Source organism: Gammaproteobacteria bacterium, assembly GCA_013696315.1.
In the GTDB taxonomy this organism is placed as follows: Bacteria; Pseudomonadota; Gammaproteobacteria; order JACCYU01; family JACCYU01; genus JACCYU01.
Window position 1 is genome coordinate 1 of the sequence record JACCYU010000172.1, and the last position, 19,343, is coordinate 19,343.

Here is a 19,343-nt window from a genome sequence, read left to right on the forward strand (position 1 = left end):
CGCCTTGCGCATGGAGGCGTTCTGCTGACCGATGGCGTCGCGCCTCTGCCGATAAAAGCCCGCCACCCGCTTGAGCAGGTCGGTGAAAGCGGGCAGACTGTGCATGGGCGCTTTTGGAAAATATGTGCCGCCGAAAAAGGGCACCTGATCCGCCGGCGTCAGGAACATGGTCAGCGGCCAACCGCCGCCGCGCTGGTTCAGCAGCAGTTGTGACGCCTGGTAGATTTTATCAAGGTCCGGGCGCTCTTCGCGGTCCACCTTGATGTTGACGAACAATTCGTTCATGACGTCGGCCACGGCCGGGTCTTCGAACGATTCATGCGCCATCACGTGACACCAGTGACAGGCCGAGTAACCGATGGACAGCAGGATGGGCTTGTCCTCAATGCGCGCCTTTTCGAGCGCCTGCGCGTTCCACGGATACCAGTCCACCGGGTTGTGCGCATGCTGACGGAGATACGGACTGGTCTCGTCGATCAGTTGGTTTTGAAAGTGCTGATTTTGAAAGTCGGTCATGAGTTGTCTGTCCAGTTACAAAAGATCGAATTTGTGCTGCGGCCGGTGAGAGCCCAGGTTCAGCCTCAAGGTCAGGCCGGTGTTATCATGCGCGCCCATCATGTCCATACCGGCGCCTGTCAGTCAAACCGCCCTGCCGACGCTGCGTCTCAAGCGCAACGAGGAGCGCCGCCTGCGCACCGGTCATCCGTGGGTGTTCAGCAACGAGGTGGATATCGAACGCACCCCGCTGGCCACATTCGAACCCGGCGAGACGCTGGAGGTTCAGGATCATCGCGGCCGTCCATTAGGCACCGGCTACGTCAATCCGCACTCGCTGATCTGCGCGCGGCTGGTGAGCCGCGACCCGCGCCACCCGTGGTCGCCTTCGCTGATCGCGCATCGGCTCAATATCGCACTGTCACTGCGTGAACAACTGTTCGGGACGCCTTTCTACCGGCTGGTATATGGCGAGAGCGACGGACTGCCGGGGCTGGTGGTCGACCGTTTTGACGACGTGCTGGTGGCGCAGATCACGACCGCGGGCATGGAGCGCGTGAAAACGGAGATTCTCGCCGCGCTCGATAAACTGCTGCGTCCGCGCGTGATCCTGCTGCGCAACGACAACCCGATTCGCGCGCTGGAAGGTCTGCCGCAATACGTCGAAACGCCGCTGGGCGAGCTTCCGGAGCGAGTGAGCCTCTCCGAGCACGGCGTTACGTTCAAGGCGCCCCTGCGTCAGGGCCAGAAGACCGGCTGGTATTTCGATCAGGCCGAAAACCGTGCGCGCCTGCGCAATTTCGTGAAAGGCAAACGGGTGCTCGACGTGTTCAGTTATGTCGGCGGGTGGGGCGTGCAGGCGGCCGCGCATGGCGCCGCTCGTGTCATTTGCATCGACGAATCCAGCATCGCGCTGGAATATGCGCGCCGCAACGCCGAACTCAACGGAGTGAGTAATGCGGTGGAACTTCGCCAGGGTGACGCCTTCAAGCTGCTGCAAGAATCGCATGCCGCCGACGAGCGATTTGACGTCGTGGTTCTGGACCCGCCCGCCTTCATCAGGCGGAAGAAAGATATAAAAGCGGGGACGCAAGCCTATCGGCGACTGAACGAGCTGGCGATGCGGTTGCTCACGAAAGACGCGATCATCGTGTCCTGCTCGTGTTCCTATCATCTGACGCAGGCGCAACTGGTGGCGCAGATGCACGGCGCGGCGCGGCACGTGAGCCGTGACATGCAGATCTTGAGTTTCGGCGGGCAGGGGCCGGATCATCCAATCCATCCGGCAATCGCCGAGACGGCGTACTTGAAGGCGGTGTTCGCGCGCTTGACCGTGTGAGCAGCCGCATGTTTGTTCTGAACTGTTAAAATAATTGCAATGCTGACCTACCCCGACATCGATCCCATCGCGCTGCAGCTGGGGCCCCTCAAAATTCACTGGTACGGGATTACGTACCTGGTCGGATTCGTCGGCTTCTGGGCGCTGGGCGTGTTGCGCGCAAAGCAACCGCACTCGCCGGTCAAGCCCGACCAGATTGGCGACATGCTTTTTTACGGGGTGCTGGGCGTGATTCTGGGCGGGCGCCTCGGCTATATACTTTTTTACAATCTGCCGGCGTTTATCGGCGACCCGCTGATCCTGTTTCAGATCTGGCAGGGCGGCATGAGTTTTCACGGCGGGCTGATCGGCGTGGTGATCGCCGCGGCGCTATACAGCCGCCGTCATGACGTGGGCTTCGTCCCGCTGTGCGACTTTATCGCGCCCATGATGCCCGTGGGGCTGGGCGCGGGCCGTATCGGAAATTTTATCAACGGTGAGTTATGGGGCGCGCCAACGAATCTTCCCTGGGGCATGATCTTCCCCGGCGCTGGACCGGAGCCGCGCCATCCTTCACAGCTTTACGAGGTGTTGCTGGAAGGCGTGCTGCTGTTTGTCATTCTGTGGCTCTTCTCGCGTCAGCCGCGACCTACCGGCGCGGTGTGCGGCCTGTTTCTTATAGGGTATGGCGTGTTCCGCTCGCTGGTCGAGTTCGTGCGTCTGCCCGATGCGCACATCGGTTATCTCGCGTTCGGCTGGCTGACGCTGGGGCAGGCGCTCACTATGCCAATGATCATCCTGGGGTTGGCGCTGATGGCATTCGCGTATCGTGGGCAAGGCCGGCGGGAGACCGCGTAACCGTGCGGCAGTATCTGGAGCTGTTGCGCCACGTACTCGATCATGGCGCGCGCAAACAGGATCGCACCGGCACCGGCACCCAGTCCGTGTTCGGGTATCAGGCGCGCTACGATCTCGCCGACGGCTTTCCGCTGGTGACCACCAAGAAGCTGCACCTGCGCTCCATTATTTACGAACTGCTGTGGTTGTTGCGCGGTGATACGAATGTTCAGTTCCTGCGTGATAACGGTGTGTCCATCTGGGACGAGTGGGCCGATCCTGGTGGCGATCTGGGGCCGGTGTACGGCGCGCAGTGGCGTTCGTGGGCGGACGCCGATGGCCGCCAAGTGGATCAGATTTCGCGCGCTGTGGACTTGATCAAAACCGATCCCGATTCGCGCCGCATCATCGTCAGCGCCTGGAACGTGGGCGAGTTGCGCCGCATGGCGCTCGCGCCCTGCCACGCGTTCTTCCAGTTTTACGTAGCGCAAGGCATACTCTCCTGCCAGCTTTATCAGCGCAGCGCGGACGTGTTTCTAGGCGTACCGTTCAACATCGCGTCGTACGCGTTACTGCTGCTGATGATGGCCCAGGTCACGAAGCTCGTACCCGGCGAGTTCGTGCATACCTTTGGCGACGTGCATCTTTATCTGAATCACATCGAGCAGGCGGAACTGCAACTGACGCGCGCACCGTATCCGTTGCCGCGGATGCGTCTGAATCCGGAGATCACCTCGATCTTCGATTTCAACTACGACGACTTTGAGCTGACAGACTATCAGGCGCATCCGCACATCAAGGCGCCGGTGGCGGTGTAGCTCATGCGCGTTTCGCTGATCGTCGCCATGACGCCGGATCGCGTCATCGGCCGCGACGGCGGCATGCCGTGGCATCTGCCCGCCGATCTCAAGCGGTTCCGCGAACTCACCATGGGGCATCCCATGATTATGGGCAGGCGCACCTTCGAGTCGCTGGGGCGCATTCTCCCCGGCCGGCGTCACATCGTCATCACCCGCAATCCGGGTTTCAAATGCTCCGGCGTTGACGTGGCGCGCAGCCTGGACGACGCGCTGGCGCTGGCAGCGGATTGCGATGAGGTTTTCGTCATCGGCGGCGCGCAGGTATTCCGTGAAGCGCTGCCATTGGCGGATCGGCTTTACGTCACGCTGATCGCAGCCGACATTAAAGGCGATACTTTTTCTCCGCAGTTCGATAAGAACGCATGGGGTGAAGTCGCTCGCGAAGAGTGCGCGCCAGGTGACGACAGCCCATATCCGCTGACATTTCTATCATTCGAACGCATGACCGCCCCGTGAGTATTCTTTCGATCCCCCGCGCGATCCCCAAGGCGATCGTGTTCGACTGGCACGCGACCCTGGCCGACACCCTGGATGCGATGTACTACGCGCTGGACGATGTGTTCCCGAAGCTGGAAGAACTCGGCCTGGTCGGAAGGCTGTTGAATGCGGAGGACAGCAAGACCGTAGACGACGCCAAACTGCTCAAGTATGTCAAGGAATGCCGGCAGCTGCATCCGAAGATCAAGGCTGACCGCAAGATCTCGCGCACGGACATCTTCGAGATCCTGTTCGGGCCGGACGAAGAAGCCAAGCACATCGCGCACAACGCGTTCGATCAGGCTTACAGGAATCACTATGGCAACGTGACGCCGCTGGAAAAGCACTTGCGCGACGTGCTGCTGGAACTGAAAGGGCTGGGCCTCAAGCTGGGCGTGTTGACGAACCGTAATCGCGAATTCATGGAGCATGAACTAGCGGTGATCGACGGCACCGGCTGGACCGACCTTTTCGATGCCGTAGTGTGCGGCGACGACATCCAGCGCCGCAAGCCGGCGCCGGACCCGATCATCAAGGCATTCGAGAATCTGGGAATGAGACCCAGCCTGGATTGCTGGTACGTGGGCGACAGCACCACGGATATCATCGCCGGCAAGGAGGCCGGCGTTACGGCCTTGTTCTACAACGGCGCGCAGTGGGAGCATCACTGGATCGACAAGATCTTTCCCGGCACCGTGCGTCACCCGCATCAGCCCGACGCCGTGGTGGACAGCTTCCGCGAACTCACACGGCTGGTGCGTGTTTTCGTGTGTCCGGACGAGTACTGACGAGCCGTCATCGAATGACGGAGCGAATCCTGGTTGCGATTTTGCGCGCCCCTTGCGAAGTGCTCTGTTTCGCGTGGCGCCGGAGACGCTCGCGCGCTCCCGCCTGCTTCCGATCTGTCGCGTAGTGGCATATGCTGGCCTGAACGATCCGTGCATGCTGACGATGTGTGCCGTAGTGTATTGATGCCGCGTGCTCGAACAATCGCGGACGACACTTTTAAGAATGCCAGCATGCCCGGATCTCGTGTCGCGCGATGACGCGCAGGATTATCCGGACTCAAGCGAGAAACCGTCCGCAAGATGCCGAACCGTTCGAACTGTTTTTGCCACCGCTGATTCAATCAAGCCAATTCGATCAAGATGGCGCAGCAGCCCGTAATCGCTTTATCGATGTCTGACGACTCGCGCGCGTTACTGCCGAAATGACTCCGATTGTCAGCTTTCAGCTCGCGCGTTCCGGCGACGCACCCCCGATCGCGCACATGTCGCGCGACCTGATCGAGACCGGCCTGGGATGGAGCTGGACGCCGGCGCGGGTCGCGTCGCAGATCCGCTGCCGGGACAGCGTGGTGCTGGTCGCGCGGACGAACAATGTCATCGCCGGCTTCGGCATCATGCATTTCGCGCACGAGGTAGCGCACCTCAATCTGTTCGCGGTCGCGACCGGCCACCGGCGCCGTGGCATCGCCACGCGCCTGTTGCGCTGGCTGGAGCGGTCGGCGATGGTGGCGGGTATCGCCACCATCGAACTCGAGTTGCGCAAAAGCAATCGCGACGCGCGCGGATTTTACCGGCAGGCAGGTTACGAGGAGATCCGGCTCGTGCCGGATTACTACCGCGGACTGGAGTCCGCGCTACACGTGGCGCGATTTCTGCGCGTCAACGAGAAAGTGGGCTCGCAGCTCAATGCGGGGCGCCCGTTCGTGCCTGCGGCTCGACAGCCGCGCTGAGGTGGCATCGACACGGGCGAGCGCGACCTAAGCGCGCCTGACTCAACGCTTGACTGGCGAATCATCGCCCCCGCTTCAGGCACGTCTGCGCAAGCCCTCGCAGGAGACGGAAACGGGACTCGCATTTTTTGCGTCGAGACGCAGCGCCGTTAGCGCGCCGCCCCACACGCAACTGCTGTCCATGCCGATGATTCCCGGCGCGCGGTAATAGCCAAGCGCCGACCAGTGGCCGAACAGGATATTGAGGTTTGCACTGCGTCGGCCGGGCGCCTCAAACCACGGCACCAGTCCGGCGGGCTGGCTGCCGGGCGGACCGTTGGCCTGCATGTCGATGCCTCCTTGAGCATCGCAGTAGCGCAGTCGCGTGAGGCCGTTGATGGTGACCCGGGCGCGCGCCCAGGATGTCAAATCATCGGACCAGCGGTCGGGTGAATCGCCGTACATCCGGTGCAGCAGTTGGCGATAGTCCGGCCCGCCAAGCAGTCGCTCGACCTCGCGCGCGCAATTCGTCGCGGTGGCGAGATCCCATTGCGGCACGAGCCCGGCATGCTCCATGGTGTAGCCCAGCGCCGCATCGTGATGCAGCAAGGGAAGGCGGCGTAGCCAGTCCACGAGGTCCTCCCGGTCCGGCGCATCCAGGATCGCGCACAGACCGCTGCCGGGTTTGGTCGGACGCGCGTCCGCGTGCGCGGCCAGCAGATGCAGATCGTGATTACCCAGCACGCACACCGCGGCGTCGCCGAGCTTTTTCACGTAACGCAGCGTCTCCAGCGATTTGGGACCGCGGTTGACCACATCGCCCACCAGCCATAACTGATCGCGGCCGGCTTGGAATTTCAGCTTCGCGAGCAGCTCGCGCAGCTGATCGTGGCAGCCGTGCAGGTCGCCGATTGCGTATATGGCCATAACAGGTTGCTCGCGAAATGCGTGTTCTGGTCTGCTGTTGCGATGTTGACAGGGCGACAGGGTTTGTCAGTGCAGCACCCGCGGGATCGAGAGGGTAAACGCGCCGACCTCGGCTTCAAACTCGGTGCCATCATCCGCCAGCATCCGATAGCTGCCGCGCATGGTGCCGACCGATGTCTCCAGCAAGGTGCCGCTGGTATATTGAAATCCCTCGCCGGGCCGCAGGTGCGGCTGCTCACCGACTACGCCTTCGCCATGCACTTCCTGCACCTTGCCATTGGCGTCCGTGATGATCCAGTGACGGGTCAACAGTTTCGCGGCTACGTGGCCATAATTGTGTATGGTGATGGTGTAGGCGAACACGTAGCGGTTCTGGTCCGTGTCGGACTGGCCCTCGATATACGCGGTGGCGACTTTCACCTGGATGTTATAGGCATCGTTCTCGTTCATGGCGGCATTATAGTTATAAAACGGAACGCTTTGGCTGTTACCGGGATTATCGGTTCTGTCGTTGCCGCGCCCGCCTCAGACCTCGGCGTTGGCGAGTGCTGCGAACTGCGCCAGGCCCAGCTTTTCAGGCCGCAGATCAGGGTCCACACCAGCGCCTTCGATGGCTTTACCGGTCAGCATTTTCTTGAGATTGTTTTTGATGGTCTTGCGCCGCTGCGAAAACGCTTGCGCGACGATACGCGCGAAGCGCTGCTCATTGTGTACCGCGGTCGGCGGCCGCGAATACGGTTCGATGCGTAGCAGCGCCGACTCGACCTTTGGAGGGGGCGAGAACGCGGCGCTGGCCACACCAAACAGTTTTTCGCAGTGACAGCGATATTGCACCATCACCGACAGACGACCATAGGCGCCACTGCCAGGTGCGGCGGCAATTCGATCCACCACCTCCTTCTGTAACAGAAAATGCATATCGGCGACCGCGGACGCTGACGCCAGCAGGTGAAAGATCAGCGGTGTCGAGATGTTGTATGGCAGGTTGCCCACCACGCGAAGTCGGCCCGGGCTCAGAGTGCCGATATCAAAACGCAGCGCGTCCGCCGCGTGAATGATCAGATGGCCGTCATGCGCGAAGCGCCGCGCAAGCGCGGGTATGAGATCGCGATCGAGCTCGATCGCGTGCAGCCTGCCCAGCCGCCGGAGCAATGGTCCGGTGATGGCGCCCTGACCCGGACCGATCTCCACCATCGTATCGCCGGGCTGTGGCGCGATGGCCGCGACGATATCATTAATGGCCTTCTCATCGTGCAGGAAATGCTGTCCGAAACGTTTGCGGGGCCGATGGTGCATGACGCGCGTTCCCCCCGCCGCCCGTTGCGTAGACGCGTTGCTGAACATGATGGCTGTGACCTTAATTCTGACCGGGCGCGTGGGTCAAGAGGCTCGCGCTTGGCGGCGAACCGACCGACACGCCGTCATGGTGTCCGCAAACATTACAGCCGACGCGAACGAACCGACTGTTTTGACAAGGTTGGGCGGGCTCACGGCGCGCATTGTAAACGCCCTTGTAAACGTACTTTTACAGTCCACCTGCGGCGTGCTTGCGCTTTCTGGAAGAGAAATTAGTAAAAACAAAGGTTTGAGATAAATGGCTCACCCTATGCATGTGCATTTGGCGCCAGGCACCTGCGCCACGCCTGCGTCACGAGCAGCTATTCTCAACCACGCCACCAGCGACGCGGCATTCGTGTTCCACGCTGGTGACGCAGGAGGCATTGAGCAATGAACCGAACCGATGTGCCCCGTCGCGTTAATATTCCACGCCGTTGCCGGGGCTTCTTTTTTCGAATAGGCGTGCCTCAAATCGTCGTCGGCCGCTGCTGGCGAACCAGTGTGGACCTGCGCTCCCGCGTCGTGCGGTGGTGTAGTAGAGGTCCGCAGTGAATGTGCGAGGCCGTGTAACCCGGTTCTAAAAAAAGCAAGCCCTTCCGGGGCTCGCAGCGCGTGAACGCAGTGTATTGAATTGGTCGCGTCTGACGCCGATGGCCGCCCCAGGAGTGGGCGTGCCTGTCTTACGGCAGGTCGACGATGGGCGCTGGCTGCCGGCTCGCGGCATCGCCGGCGTGCCCGATGGCTCTGATCCTCACCGGCCAGTGTGTCGTCATCGCTTCTCGCCGCGCAATCCGAATCTGGCTTGGGCGTGGGTTCCTGCCGGCGGCGCAGGTCACTGTGTAGCCAGGTAACGGCGAGCAGCCGAACCCGATTTTCCCCATACGGCACCAGGCCACTGTGGTGGGCCTGCCGATACGAGCATCGGAAGCGGCATCCCGCAATCACGAAACCTGAGACGGCGCTGCCGTACAGTCGTACACCGCGCCTGTCCGCACGCTTTACAGCTCGGTTCCGCCATTAGTCTTACCGATCCTATATGTTCAATAAAAACAGTGCCTTAACTTAATGGTCTGCGCTTTGCTAAACGCAAGACGCCTGGCGCCTTGCGCCGGTAGCTTTCGGGTGCACTCCACTTCGCAAGACGGATCTCGCGAGGGCGCATGAGGCACAACATGTTTCGAGCGAGATCAGATTCGATGAGCGATCAGTGCAAGACAGAGGTAGAAATTTCGAAGATTCGACGTGCTCTTCGCCGCCGTTCGTGGACGCTTGCGCCGGTCGCCATGCTTGCGGCGGTCAGTTACCTGAGTGTCGCCGCCACCGCGCCGCCTTCGCTCAAAGCGAAGTGCCGGGAGCCGTCGTCAATGCCTTTTGCGCAATAGTCAATAGTGCATACGACGGAATAACGGGTATGGTCGACGAGCGGCGCGATTCGTACTTTAGTCGTTGCGAATTGGGTCCTATTCGTGGCATGTTCGCAAGGGTTGTCACGTCTCAGTGAGCAGGAAATGGGATCGCGAGTCGTACTGTACTTGCGCTCGCCAGCCGGGAAAGACCAGTTAGATCCTCTGGTTCAAGCAACCGGATGGGACATCCACCCGGCGACGCACGTCGCGGCGGCGCGGACGCTGATGGATCGTCTTACCGTGCAGGCCGGGCTATTCAGGCTGGATTCGCTGCCAAGCGCGGAGACAGGCCGCTTCATCGAGTTCCTTGTAGCCACCCGCGACCGCATTCCGTGGGTGGCGCTGGTTAGTGCGGGCGCCCTGGCCCAGGATTCAATCCGCGAACTGATTGCGGCCTTCTTCTATGACTATCACACGCTGCCTGCCGACTCGCGGCATTTGAGCTGGACACTCGGCCACGCCGTAGGTATGGCCAACCTCGTCGATAATTCCGAGCCATGGCCGCCGGCGGAACTATGCGCGGACGACGGCATCCTCGGCGCCAGCCCGGCGATGCAGGCCGTGAGTCGCCAGCTAATCAAGTTCGCCAGCGCCGACGCGCCGGTGCTGATTACCGGCGAGAGCGGCACGGGCAAGGAGCTCGCTGCACGCGCCATACATCATCATTCGCATCGCGCGAGCAAACCGATGGTGCCCGTCAACTGTGGTGCGATTCCCGCCAGTCTGATCCAGTCGGAACTTTTCGGCTACGAAAAAGGTGCGTTTACCGGTGCAACGAGCCGCAAGGTTGGCCGTATAGAGGCGGCTAATGGCGGTACACTGTTCCTCGATGAGATCGGCGAGCTGTCGCGAGATCTGCAGGTTAATCTCTTGCGCTTTCTGCAGGAGTCCAAAATTCAGCGGCTGGGCAGTCCGACCGAACTCCTGGTGGATGTCCGTGTAATAGCAGCCACGAACATTAATCTGGAACAAGCGATTGAAAGCGGCGCATTCAGACACGATCTCTACTACCGGCTGAACGTGTTTCACGTGCACATGCCAAGCCTGCGGGAGCGGCGCGCGGACATCCTGCCGTTTGCGCGCCACTTCTTCTCGAAGTTCGCGGCCGAATACCGCTCCGTCAAGGGGTTTGCCGATGACGCGCTGGTGGCGATGAACGAATAGACGTGGCCGGGCAACGTGCGGGAACTGATAAACCGCATACATCGGGCGGTGGTAATGTGCGAGCGTGGCTTTATCGGCGAGGATGACCTCGGTCTGGCGGGCCTCGGTCTCGCGGGCACGGGCCAGCAATTACGGGAGGCGCTCCACGGCGCGGAAAAAACCGCCGTGGAGCGGGTCCTCAATGACACACAATTCAATCTGTCCGAGGCCGCGCGCAGGCTCAATATTTCCAGGCCATCGCTTTACCGGCTGATGGAGCGGCATGGTCTGAGCCGTTAGTTGGGCTGAATGATCGCAGCCGGCGCGTGGTGCTAGCCTCCCTGCGGCACCGGCAAACTTTTTACGGCGTCGGGTTCGACGCAGCGCTCCAAATGCGGTTCCCGGCTTATGCGCTGGTGCAGGTAGCGATAAGCCCGCCCGATCGCGCGCCACAGCTTAGGCAGCAGCCAGATCATCGCCGCGACGGACAGCGCCAGCACGCACACGAATCCGAATGGATGGTTCAACGCAAGCCACAAACCGCCGACCACGGCTGCATCCTCGGCGACCGATGCGGCCCAGTTGCTGACCGGCTCAGGGGAGGTATTGATCAGCAGGCGAGAGCCGGCTTTGGTAAAGTGCGTCCCCGCAGCCAGACTGCCGCCGACGATGGCGGCCGCGAGTTGCACGGCGGGGCCGATCTCACCCACCGCGCCGGCCGCCAGCACCGCGCCGGCGGGGATGCGGATTAACGTGTGCAGGCTGTCCCAGCCGGAGTCGACCCCGGGCAGCTTGTCCGCGAAAAACTCGATCGCATACATCAGCCCGGCGGCACCGATCACCAACGGATCGGACAGAATTTCAAGGCCCTGCGGCAAATCGACGTGACCGCCCGCGCCCAGCGCGCCTAAGGTCAGCATGGCGGCGTAAAGATTGATGCCGCTGGCCCACGACACGCCCAGGGTCAGGGCGATGATGCTGACGATGTCCTGATACTGTTCCACGTGACGCCTCCGCGAATCCAGGAGTGAACCTAAATCATGCGCGGTGCGCATGGGTGTTGCAACTCAGTGCGTCGCTCTCGACGTGGCGAGCACCTTTTCGACGCCGCTGAGCGGATGCGTTACGGACGCTTGTCCCGCACGTATTTCGGAGCCTGTGCGCCGGGCGTACCGTAAATCTGCTGCGAGGGATAATATTCTGCGGCGAGCTGCACCTCGCCGGCGGCATTTTCCCCTGCCTGATCCGCGATCAGCGCCAGCGCCACGTCGATGCCCGCCGAAATGCCGGCCGCGCTCCAGACGTTCCCATCCCGTACGACCCGTGCCTCAGTTACGGTGACATCCGGCAGCGCTTGCAGGCGTTCCAGCGAGGCCCAGTGCGTGGTAGCGCGCTTGTGCGCCAGCAGACCGGCGGCCTGCAGAATGAAGGCGCCGGTGCATACCGACACCACCGCCTTGCACGAGCGCGCGCTCGCGGCTACAAAGTACACGAGCCTGGGATTGGTGACTTCGCCGCGGGTGCCCTGGCCGCCCGGCACCAGCAGGTAGTCGAGCCGCGGACAATTGTCGAAGGTATAGTCGGACGCGATTCGCAGGCCTTTCGCGCACGTAATCTGGCCGCCGGTTTCACTAACGGTGAACACCGCACCCGGGCCGCCTGGCTGCAGGCCCCACGTTGTGATCATCTCCCAGGGGCCGACCAGGTCGAGTTCTTCGAGCTGGGGAAAAAGCAAAAAGCCAAAATTCATGGGTCCTCTCCAGAGCCTGTAAAATCAATGAATACAGAAATGACTAGGTTAAGGTTGCGCCGTCGCGTATACTCGCGGCCAAGTTTGTCGTAGCGCGCCCCGTCCGCGCCCCGCGGAAGCCGTGTAGAAGCGTTTCCGGGGCATGTCCTACAAGTACACGTACCCTGCCTGCAAACCATTTTCCACGCCACCCCCTCAATCGCTTGAGTTTGAGTGGTGTTTCCACGCACTCGATTGTCTGCGGCGCCATGGCGCCGCGGCAGCTTAAACTTCAAGGAGTATCGAATGGCATTTTCTTCGCTCGGTTTGTCGGATGGAATTCTGCGTGCAATCGCCGAACACGGCTATCAACGTCCGACCCCGATTCAACTACAAACGATCCCCGCGGTTCTCAAGGGCCAGGATTTGATCGCCGCCGCACAGACCGGCACCGGCAAGACCGCAGGTTTCACCTTGCCCATGCTGGAACGTTTGTCCGCATCCACGCCGCCAACGCGTACCAGGGGCAGGCCGCGCGCGCTGGTGCTGGCGCCCACCCGCGAACTCGCCGCGCAGGTTGCGGACAGCGTCGCCGTTTACGGGCGGCATCTGCCGTTACGCTCAGCCGCGATTTTCGGCGGCGTTAACATCAACCCGCAGATACAGAAGCTGCGGCGTGGCGTGGATGTGCTGGTGGCCACACCTGGGCGTCTGCTGGATCACGTCGGGCAACGGACCGTGGATTTGTCTGGCATCGAGATTCTGGTGCTGGATGAAGCGGATCGTATGCTGGATATGGGATTCATCCCTGATATCCGTCGCCTGATGGCCTTGCTGCCGGCCGGGCGGCAGATACTAATGTTCTCGGCAACGTTTTCGGACCCGATTCGCAAGCTGGCGCGCGGGATTCTGCAAGACCCTGTCGTGGTCGAAGTGGCCGCGCGCAACACCTCGGTCGCGGAAATAGACCAGTACGCCTATACCGTGCCCAAGGGCGACAAGCGCGCGTTGCTGGCGCATCTTATACGAGAGTCCGGCGGACAGCAGATGCTGGTGTTTACGCGCACCAAGCACGGCGCCGACCGGCTGACCCGGCAGTTGTCGCAGGATGGCATTGCGGCCATCGCGATCCACGGCAACAAGAGCCAGTCTGCGCGCACGAAGGCGCTATCGGAATTCAAGCGCGGCGCGGCGCGGGTGCTGATCGCGACCGATATTGCCGCGCGCGGGCTGGACATTGCGCAACTTCCGTATGTGATAAACTTCGAACTTCCTGACGCGGCGCAGGATTACGTTCATCGCATCGGCCGCACCGGTCGCGCCGGCAGTCTGGGCACGGCCGTATCGCTGGTCTGCCCGGAGGAACGTAAACTGCTTAGCGATATCGAACGTCTCGTAAAGCACAAACTGACGATCCGCGCGACGCCGGTCTTTCCTCGCGCCGCGGTAATAACCGCGCCTGATGTGGTGCGCGTGCGCGCTGGTGGCCATGCCGACAGCAGCCGCGCCCCGCGCACAGCGCCAGTTCGCCAGCACAATAATAACTCACGGCGGGGAATCACAGCGACGAACGGGCGTGGGAAACAGCGAGTCCGGCGCGTGGCGATATAGGCCGCTGGTTCTAAGGCCGCGCAATTTTGTTGAATTTAATACCTTAGGAGTTCACATGAAGACATTACATGTTCGTAATCTACCGCCCGACACCACGGACGATGAAGTGACCGATCTTTTCGGTCAGCATGGCAAGGTCTTCAGCGTGAAGCTGGTGCGCGATGTGTTCAAGGGCACTTGCCGGGGTTTCGGTCAAGTGAGCATGGAGGGCCACGAGGCGCGCGCCGCGATGGCCGCCTTGGACGGGTCATCGCTACGTGGCAACAGCCTCAAGGTGCAGGAAGACCGCGGCCCCCGCGGCGGACGCGGCGGCAGTCGGCGCCGCTGATTCGTTGCGCCGTACCCGTCGGTCGGGCCTGATGTCTGGCTGAGCGCCTGGCGTATCCTCATTGCTCAATAAGCGAAGGTGCCGAGCGGTGACCCGCCCGTCGCGGCGGCCGCCGGCGTGACGCCATTTTCACACAGCCGAATCGCTAGTCCCAGCGCCGCTTCCAGACTGCCTGCATCCGCGCGGCCACTGCCGGCCAGATCCAGCGCGGTGCCGTGATCGACCGAGGTGCGGACAATCGGCAGCCCCAACGTGACATTCACCGCGCGCCCGAAGCCTGCGTATTTGAGCACCGGCAGCCCCTGATCGTGAAACATGGCGAGCGCCGCGTCGGCATCCCGTAAATTTGCCGGTGTAAACAGCGTGTCGGCGGGGAGCGGCCCGACCAGATCGATTCCCCGCGCTCGAAGTTCCCGCAACACAGGCGCGATCACCTCGATCTCCTCGCGTCCCAGGTGGCCTTGCTCGCCAGCGTGCGGATTCAGACCGCAGACCTTGATGCGGGGATGTTCGATGCCGAAGCGCTTGCGCAGATCGTGGTCCAGCACGCGGATCACCCGCCGCAACCGCGTGCGTGTGATCATCTGACTCACCTCGGCCAGCGGCAGATGCGTGGTGGCGAGCGCGACGCGCAGGACTCCGGTGACCAGCATCATTACCGGAAAACCGCCTGTGCGCTCCGCCAATAATTCCGTGTGACCGGTAAAAGCGATCCCCGCGTCGTTAATGACGCTTTTTTGCACGGGACCGGTGACTACCGCGTCGAATTCGCCCCGCAGGCAGCCGTCCACGGCGCGGCGCAGGGTCTCCAGCACATACTCGGCATTGGCCGGGTTGAGTTTTCCAGGCCGCGCCGGCACACGCGTCGGCACGGATACTATCTTCAACTGACCGGGCCGCGCGGCCTGTCTCGCCTGATGGCGATCAAACGGCGCCAGATCGACCGCGACGCCCAGCTGACGCGCCCGGTCGCGCAGCACCGTCGGATCGGCGATGACCACCAGTTCCGCGGAGCGTTCGCGCGCGGCGATGTCGAGGACGATGTCCGGCCCGATGCCGGCGGGCTCGCCCGGTGTGATCGCAATCCGGCAGATGGCGTTCAACTCTGGCCGTCGACGCTCTGTTGCGCGCCGCCGGGGTCAAGACGATATTCGACGTAGCTTTCGTCGCGCAGGCGCCGCAGCCACAACTCCGCCTCCTCTTCGGCCTTGCGCTGCGCGATGGATTCGCGCGCCCGCGCGCGCTCCAGTTCCACCGTGCCATCATGCTCACGGCGTCCAGTGACCTCGACGATGTGCCAGCCGAACTGAGTGCGGAACGGTTCACTCACCTCGCCGATTTCCAGGCTGCCCACCACCCGCTCGAACTCGGGCACCATCTGCCCGGGACTGATCCAGCCGAGACTCCCGCCGTCGACCGCGCTGGCCTTGTCGTCCGAGTTCTCGGTGGCGAGCGCGGCAAACTCGTCGCCCTGCTGGATGCGGCTCTCGATGTTCGCCAGTCTCGCTAGCGCGTCTTCGTCGCTCACCAGCGCGTTGGGCTCGATAAGAATGTGACGCGCACGAGTCTGGTCGATCATCGCCCGCTGACCGCCGCGTTGGTCTATCAGAATAATGAGATGAAAGCCGCTGGGGCTGCGGATGATGTCGCTGGTGTCGCCGGCTTCCATGCTGGCCACGCTGCGCGCGAACAGGGTCGGCAATTGCGCGGCGGTGCGCCAGCCGAGATCGCCGCCTTCCAGGGAATTCTGGCTGTCCGATTCGCTGGCGGCGAGCTTCGCGAAATTTTCGCCGGCCAGCGCGCGTGCGCGGATCGCGCCGACGCGTTCGGTGGCGCCTTCAATCTGTTCCGGACTCGCCCCTTCCGGCAGCGCAATGAGAATGTGTCGCAGGTGGTATTCAATACCGCTGTTGGCGAGACTCGCCTGCGTGGTCAGCAATTCGTCGACCTCCTGTTCGCTCACCTGCACCTGACTGTCCACCACGCGCTGGCGCAAGGTGGTGATGATGAGCTCGGTGCGCACCTGTTCGCGGAAACTGACGTAATCGATGCCTTCGGCGACCAGCCGGTCACGAAACGCGGGCAGCTCCATATTATTGCGCGCGGCGAGATCGCGCATAGACTCGTTGAGCGTGAGGTCATCGATGCGGATGCCACGTCCCTCCGCCATTTGCAGTTGCAGGCTTTCGAGCACCATGCGCTCCAGCACCTGCCGCTCCAGCTGATCCGGCGGCGGCAACTGATCGACGCTGTCCGCGTATTGTTGCTCTATGACATCGATACGGTCATCCAGCTCGCTCTGCATGATGGCTTCGTTCTCCACCAGCGCGACGATGCGGTCGAGCAGTATGCTGCCCCCGTCGGCGCCAGACCCCGAAGCCGGAAAAACAGCGGCGAGCAGCGCCATGGCCAGATACTTTTTCATGAATAGTTCCTGTGGTTCGAATGGACGTCCTCGCAAGCTACAAGACGCGGGCGGATAGGCCCCGTTTGCGGCGCGATTAGTCGTAGTCCTCGTAGCCCAGAATCCCGCGCTCCAGCAATTCGCCCAGCGGCGACCCGAGCTGCGCCAGACCCTTGAGAATCAATTGCACCTCGACGCCGTTATTGTACTCGGCCTGATCACCGATGATGAATCGCCGCGCGGCAATACGTACCTTGTAACAGCAACTGTCGTATTCGAAGCCGGCCAGCAGTTCCAGGTCGCGCTGTTCCTCGAGGTCGTAATTCCAGCGGCCCAGCGCGCGCCAGCGGGGGCTCAATGGCCACACGACCGCAATGTCGGTCTGGCGCAGCGTTTCATTGAGTCCGGGCACCTGTGGGTCGGCGCGTCTGTAGCGATAGGATAGATTCAATATGCGATTGTCGGTTCCGGAATAATTCAGCCGGGCGGTGCCGCGTTGTACCTCGTCGTTCTGCGGGTCCCACAGGGTGGCGGCGCTGGCGCTCCAGCGCTCGCCCAGATTCAGCGCCAGTTCGGCCGCGAGGTCGGACGTATCGTCATCGACAGCGGTCTGGCTTGGCAAGGTGACCGCCTGCTCGTCGAAATAGAGAATTTGCCCGATGCTGGCGCTCAACAGCTGTTGACCACTCCCGGTATTCAGAAAGCGGCTGGTAAGGCCCAACGACAGCTGATTGGCGTCGCCGATGCGGTCGGCGCCGCTGAAGCGGTTTTCGCGGAATAACTGGGCGAAACTGAAATCCAGCAACCCGGTGTCGAAGGTTGGAATATTGTCCTGTGCGCGAAACGGCGCGTAAAGATAAAACAGCCGCGGCTCCAAGGTTTGAACAAAGTCGCCGCCACCGATGGGACGATCAAAAATAAGTCCGCTGTCGAGACTGGTGACGGGCAGGGTGCGGGTGATGTTGTCGTCGGTAAAGAGTGCGGTGGTTTCGTCCAGTGAATATGCGGTATGCCGCAGGCTGACCTCCGGGTTGAAAAAATACGCCGACCCGATTACGGGCCGCTCGATACCGAAATCCACATCCATGCGCTGACCCGCCACGCGCTCGTCGTGCGCGAAATTCACCCACTCCGTGCGCAGGTCGTAGCCCAGACCAAAGGCGCGATCCGGCAGGCCGCCTTCCAGCAGGATCTGCGGCAGCTGTTCGTAGGGGTCCGCCTGTGGGCGGAGCGTGTCATCGACCGTCTGGAAGGCTTGCACGCGTCCGACCGCGTTCCAGAAGTCGCCCTGGTAGGATGCGTCGGCGCGCTGCTGCAGGTGAGAGGTGCTGGTGGTGCTTAGAGAACTGCCCAGATCCTCGAAATACTGGTCATCCGACACGCGGCGGGCATCGATGGTGGTGGTGACGCGCGGCAGCGGCGAACCGTGATGCCTGATGCCGGCCAGATAACGCTGATCGTTGGCCTCGCGATCGTCGAGCAGTTCCAGTTCGATTTCCCCGTCATTGGACGGGTTCAGATAACGGAATTCCGACCGTAGCTGCAGGCCCCGTTTCGTGAAGAGTCTTGGGCTCATGGTCGCGTCCCGGTCGGGTGCGATATTCCAGTAATAAGGCGTCTCCAGGCTGAAGCCGGAGCGGCTGGAGGTGCCGATAGTGGGGAACAGAAAGCCGGACTTGCGCCGGTCGTCGATGGGAAAGCGGATCCACGGTGTGTAGAAAAACGGTATGTTCTTGAAGCGCAGCACCGCACCCCGCGCGGTGCCGTCGCCGCTCTCCCGATCCAAGGCGACCCGATCCGCGCTCAGCAGCCAGTCGTCGTCGCCCGGATTGCAGGTCGTGTACGTCGCGTCGTCGAGCACGGCGATCGCAGGCGATTTGCGATCGACGCTGGCGGCGGCGCCGCGGGCGTGACGCGGTGTGTACTCGTATTCGGGCGCAGTGAAACGGGCGTTATCGGTGTTGAGCCGCAGCTCGGCGGCGGGGCCGGTGACGATCAGGCCATCCTGCTCGAAACGCAGGTTTCCCAACGCCTCGATGTGGTCGCGCGCCTGCGTGTAGTAAACTTCGTCGGCGCGCAGAAACTGACCGCTGCGCCACATTCTCACGTCACCCAGCAACACCGACGTGCCGGCGGGGTTCATGTACGCCTCGTCAGCGGCGAGTTCGATGGGCGTGTCGGGCGCTATGGCCTCGATTTTCGGTGGCGGGGCAGCCGGTATTTCGCACAGCCCCCACTGGGGTGCGGCCGCCGCCGGCAGCGATAACAGCAGCAGCGATGACGCGACGACGGCGGCTGGGCGTTGGTGCGGCACAGCGTGATGCGCCCGCGCAATGATGATTCTATATGACTGCCGATGCGCCACCCATCTGGACATGAGAATCGGCTTATGACGCGGTTCGTCGGCTACAACAGCGGCGCGATCACCAGACTGACGATCGCCATGACATTGATGAGAATGTTCATCGAGGGTCCGGAGGTGTCCTTGAACGGATCGCCCACCGTGTCGCCGACCACGGCCGCCCTGTGTGCGTCGGAGCCCTTGCCGCCCTGGTTCCCTTCCTCGATGTATTTCTTGGCGTTGTCCCAGGCGCCACCGGCGTTGGACATGGTGAGCGCCAGTAACACGCACCCCAATAGCGCGCCGCCCAGCATGCCGCCCAGGGTCTCTGGCCCGAGTCCGAACCCGACCACGACCGGGGCGATCGGCACCGGCGTGCTGATGGCCGTCTTCCTCGCCAACTCGGGGGGCG

General features: G+C 62.2%; 18 protein-coding genes and 1 pseudogene. 9 read left to right on the top strand and 10 right to left on the bottom strand.

From position 1 onward, the window contains the following. Positions 1 to 516, bottom strand: a 516-nt coding sequence (locus H0V34_10105; GenBank protein ID MBA2492026.1) for a thioredoxin domain-containing protein, incomplete at its 3' end; no start/stop codon positions are given. 100 nt (positions 517 to 616) lie between these two features. Here H0V34_10105 and H0V34_10110 point away from each other — a divergent pair. From H0V34_10110 to H0V34_10135, 6 genes are all read left to right on the top strand, one after another. Next, the gene (locus H0V34_10110) at positions 617 to 1,834 is read left to right on the top strand and encodes a class I SAM-dependent rRNA methyltransferase (protein MBA2492027.1); all 1,218 of its coding nucleotides are present in this window, start codon (positions 617 to 619) and stop codon (positions 1,832 to 1,834) included. A 39-nt stretch (positions 1,835 to 1,873) separates the two neighbouring features. After that, positions 1,874 to 2,671, top strand: coding sequence for a prolipoprotein diacylglyceryl transferase (locus H0V34_10115; GenBank protein ID MBA2492028.1), 798 nt, complete (start codon positions 1,874 to 1,876; stop codon positions 2,669 to 2,671). A gap of 2 nt (positions 2,672 to 2,673) precedes the next feature. Beyond that, on the top strand, positions 2,674 to 3,468 hold the full coding sequence (locus tag H0V34_10120) for a thymidylate synthase (GenBank protein MBA2492029.1): 795 nt from the start codon (positions 2,674 to 2,676) through the stop codon (positions 3,466 to 3,468). A gap of 3 nt (positions 3,469 to 3,471) precedes the next feature. Next, the gene (locus H0V34_10125) at positions 3,472 to 3,966 is read left to right on the top strand and encodes a dihydrofolate reductase (protein MBA2492030.1); all 495 of its coding nucleotides are present in this window, start codon (positions 3,472 to 3,474) and stop codon (positions 3,964 to 3,966) included. Beyond that, positions 3,963 to 4,775 (top strand): HAD-IA family hydrolase, encoded by an 813-nt coding sequence (locus H0V34_10130; GenBank protein MBA2492031.1) that lies wholly within the window; start codon positions 3,963 to 3,965, stop codon positions 4,773 to 4,775. The genes H0V34_10125 and H0V34_10130 overlap by 4 nt, the downstream gene beginning before the upstream one ends. A 422-nt stretch (positions 4,776 to 5,197) precedes the next feature. After that, on the top strand, positions 5,198 to 5,725 hold the full coding sequence (locus H0V34_10135; GenBank protein MBA2492032.1) for a GNAT family N-acetyltransferase: 528 nt from the start codon (positions 5,198 to 5,200) through the stop codon (positions 5,723 to 5,725). Between the two features lie 75 nt (positions 5,726 to 5,800). Here H0V34_10135 and H0V34_10140 read toward each other — a convergent pair whose 3' ends face one another. From H0V34_10140 to rsmA, 3 genes are all read right to left on the bottom strand, one after another. Beyond that, entirely contained in the window at positions 5,801 to 6,631 is an 831-nt protein-coding gene (locus H0V34_10140; protein ID MBA2492033.1) for a symmetrical bis(5'-nucleosyl)-tetraphosphatase, read from the bottom strand. 66 nt (positions 6,632 to 6,697) lie between these two features. Further along, the gene (apaG, locus tag H0V34_10145; GenBank protein ID MBA2492034.1) at positions 6,698 to 7,081 is read right to left on the bottom strand and encodes a Co2+/Mg2+ efflux protein ApaG; all 384 of its coding nucleotides are present in this window, start codon (positions 7,079 to 7,081) and stop codon (positions 6,698 to 6,700) included. Positions 7,082 to 7,156: 75 nt separating this feature from the next. After that, positions 7,157 to 7,927, bottom strand: a complete 771-nt coding sequence (gene rsmA / locus H0V34_10150) for a 16S rRNA (adenine(1518)-N(6)/adenine(1519)-N(6))-dimethyltransferase RsmA (GenBank protein MBA2492035.1) — start codon at positions 7,925 to 7,927, stop codon at positions 7,157 to 7,159. 1,550 nt (positions 7,928 to 9,477) lie between these two features. Between rsmA and H0V34_10155 the strand changes: the two are divergent. Then, positions 9,478 to 10,818, top strand: a pseudogene (locus H0V34_10155) (sigma-54-dependent Fis family transcriptional regulator). 32 nt (positions 10,819 to 10,850) lie between these two features. On the opposite strand, the gene H0V34_10160 reads toward H0V34_10155, so the two are convergent. Both H0V34_10160 and H0V34_10165 read right to left on the bottom strand, forming a co-directional pair. Further along, positions 10,851 to 11,573, bottom strand: coding sequence for a DUF4126 domain-containing protein (locus H0V34_10160; GenBank protein MBA2492036.1), 723 nt, complete (start codon positions 11,571 to 11,573; stop codon positions 10,851 to 10,853). A 68-nt stretch (positions 11,574 to 11,641) separates the two neighbouring features. Beyond that, on the bottom strand, positions 11,642 to 12,268 hold the full coding sequence (locus tag H0V34_10165; protein ID MBA2492037.1) for a DJ-1/PfpI family protein: 627 nt from the start codon (positions 12,266 to 12,268) through the stop codon (positions 11,642 to 11,644). Between the two features lie 285 nt (positions 12,269 to 12,553). Between H0V34_10165 and H0V34_10170 the strand changes: the two genes are divergently transcribed. Continuing rightward, positions 12,554 to 13,858, top strand: a complete 1,305-nt coding sequence (locus H0V34_10170; protein MBA2492038.1) for a DEAD/DEAH box helicase — start codon at positions 12,554 to 12,556, stop codon at positions 13,856 to 13,858. A gap of 55 nt (positions 13,859 to 13,913) precedes the next feature. Further along, complete coding sequence (locus tag H0V34_10175) at positions 13,914 to 14,186, top strand: RNA-binding protein (protein MBA2492039.1); 273 nt, start codon at positions 13,914 to 13,916, stop codon at positions 14,184 to 14,186. Between the two features lie 65 nt (positions 14,187 to 14,251). Here H0V34_10175 and pdxA read toward each other — a convergent pair whose 3' ends face one another. The 4 genes from pdxA to H0V34_10195 form a co-directional block, all read right to left on the bottom strand. Continuing rightward, positions 14,252 to 15,289 carry a 4-hydroxythreonine-4-phosphate dehydrogenase PdxA gene (gene pdxA, locus H0V34_10180; protein ID MBA2492040.1) on the bottom strand — a complete coding sequence of 346 codons (1,038 nt, stop codon included), beginning with the start codon at positions 15,287 to 15,289 and terminating at the stop codon, positions 14,252 to 14,254. Beyond that, complete coding sequence (locus H0V34_10185) at positions 15,286 to 16,593, bottom strand: peptidylprolyl isomerase (protein ID MBA2492041.1); 1,308 nt, start codon at positions 16,591 to 16,593, stop codon at positions 15,286 to 15,288. Before H0V34_10185 ends, pdxA begins: the two co-directional genes overlap by 4 nt. A gap of 94 nt (positions 16,594 to 16,687) precedes the next feature. After that, entirely contained in the window at positions 16,688 to 18,904 is a 2,217-nt protein-coding gene (gene lptD, locus H0V34_10190) for an LPS assembly protein LptD (protein ID MBA2492042.1), read from the bottom strand. A 92-nt stretch (positions 18,905 to 18,996) separates the two neighbouring features. Then, positions 18,997 to 19,343, bottom strand: a 347-nt coding sequence (locus H0V34_10195; protein ID MBA2492043.1) for a sodium/proton-translocating pyrophosphatase, incomplete at its 5' end; no start/stop codon positions are given.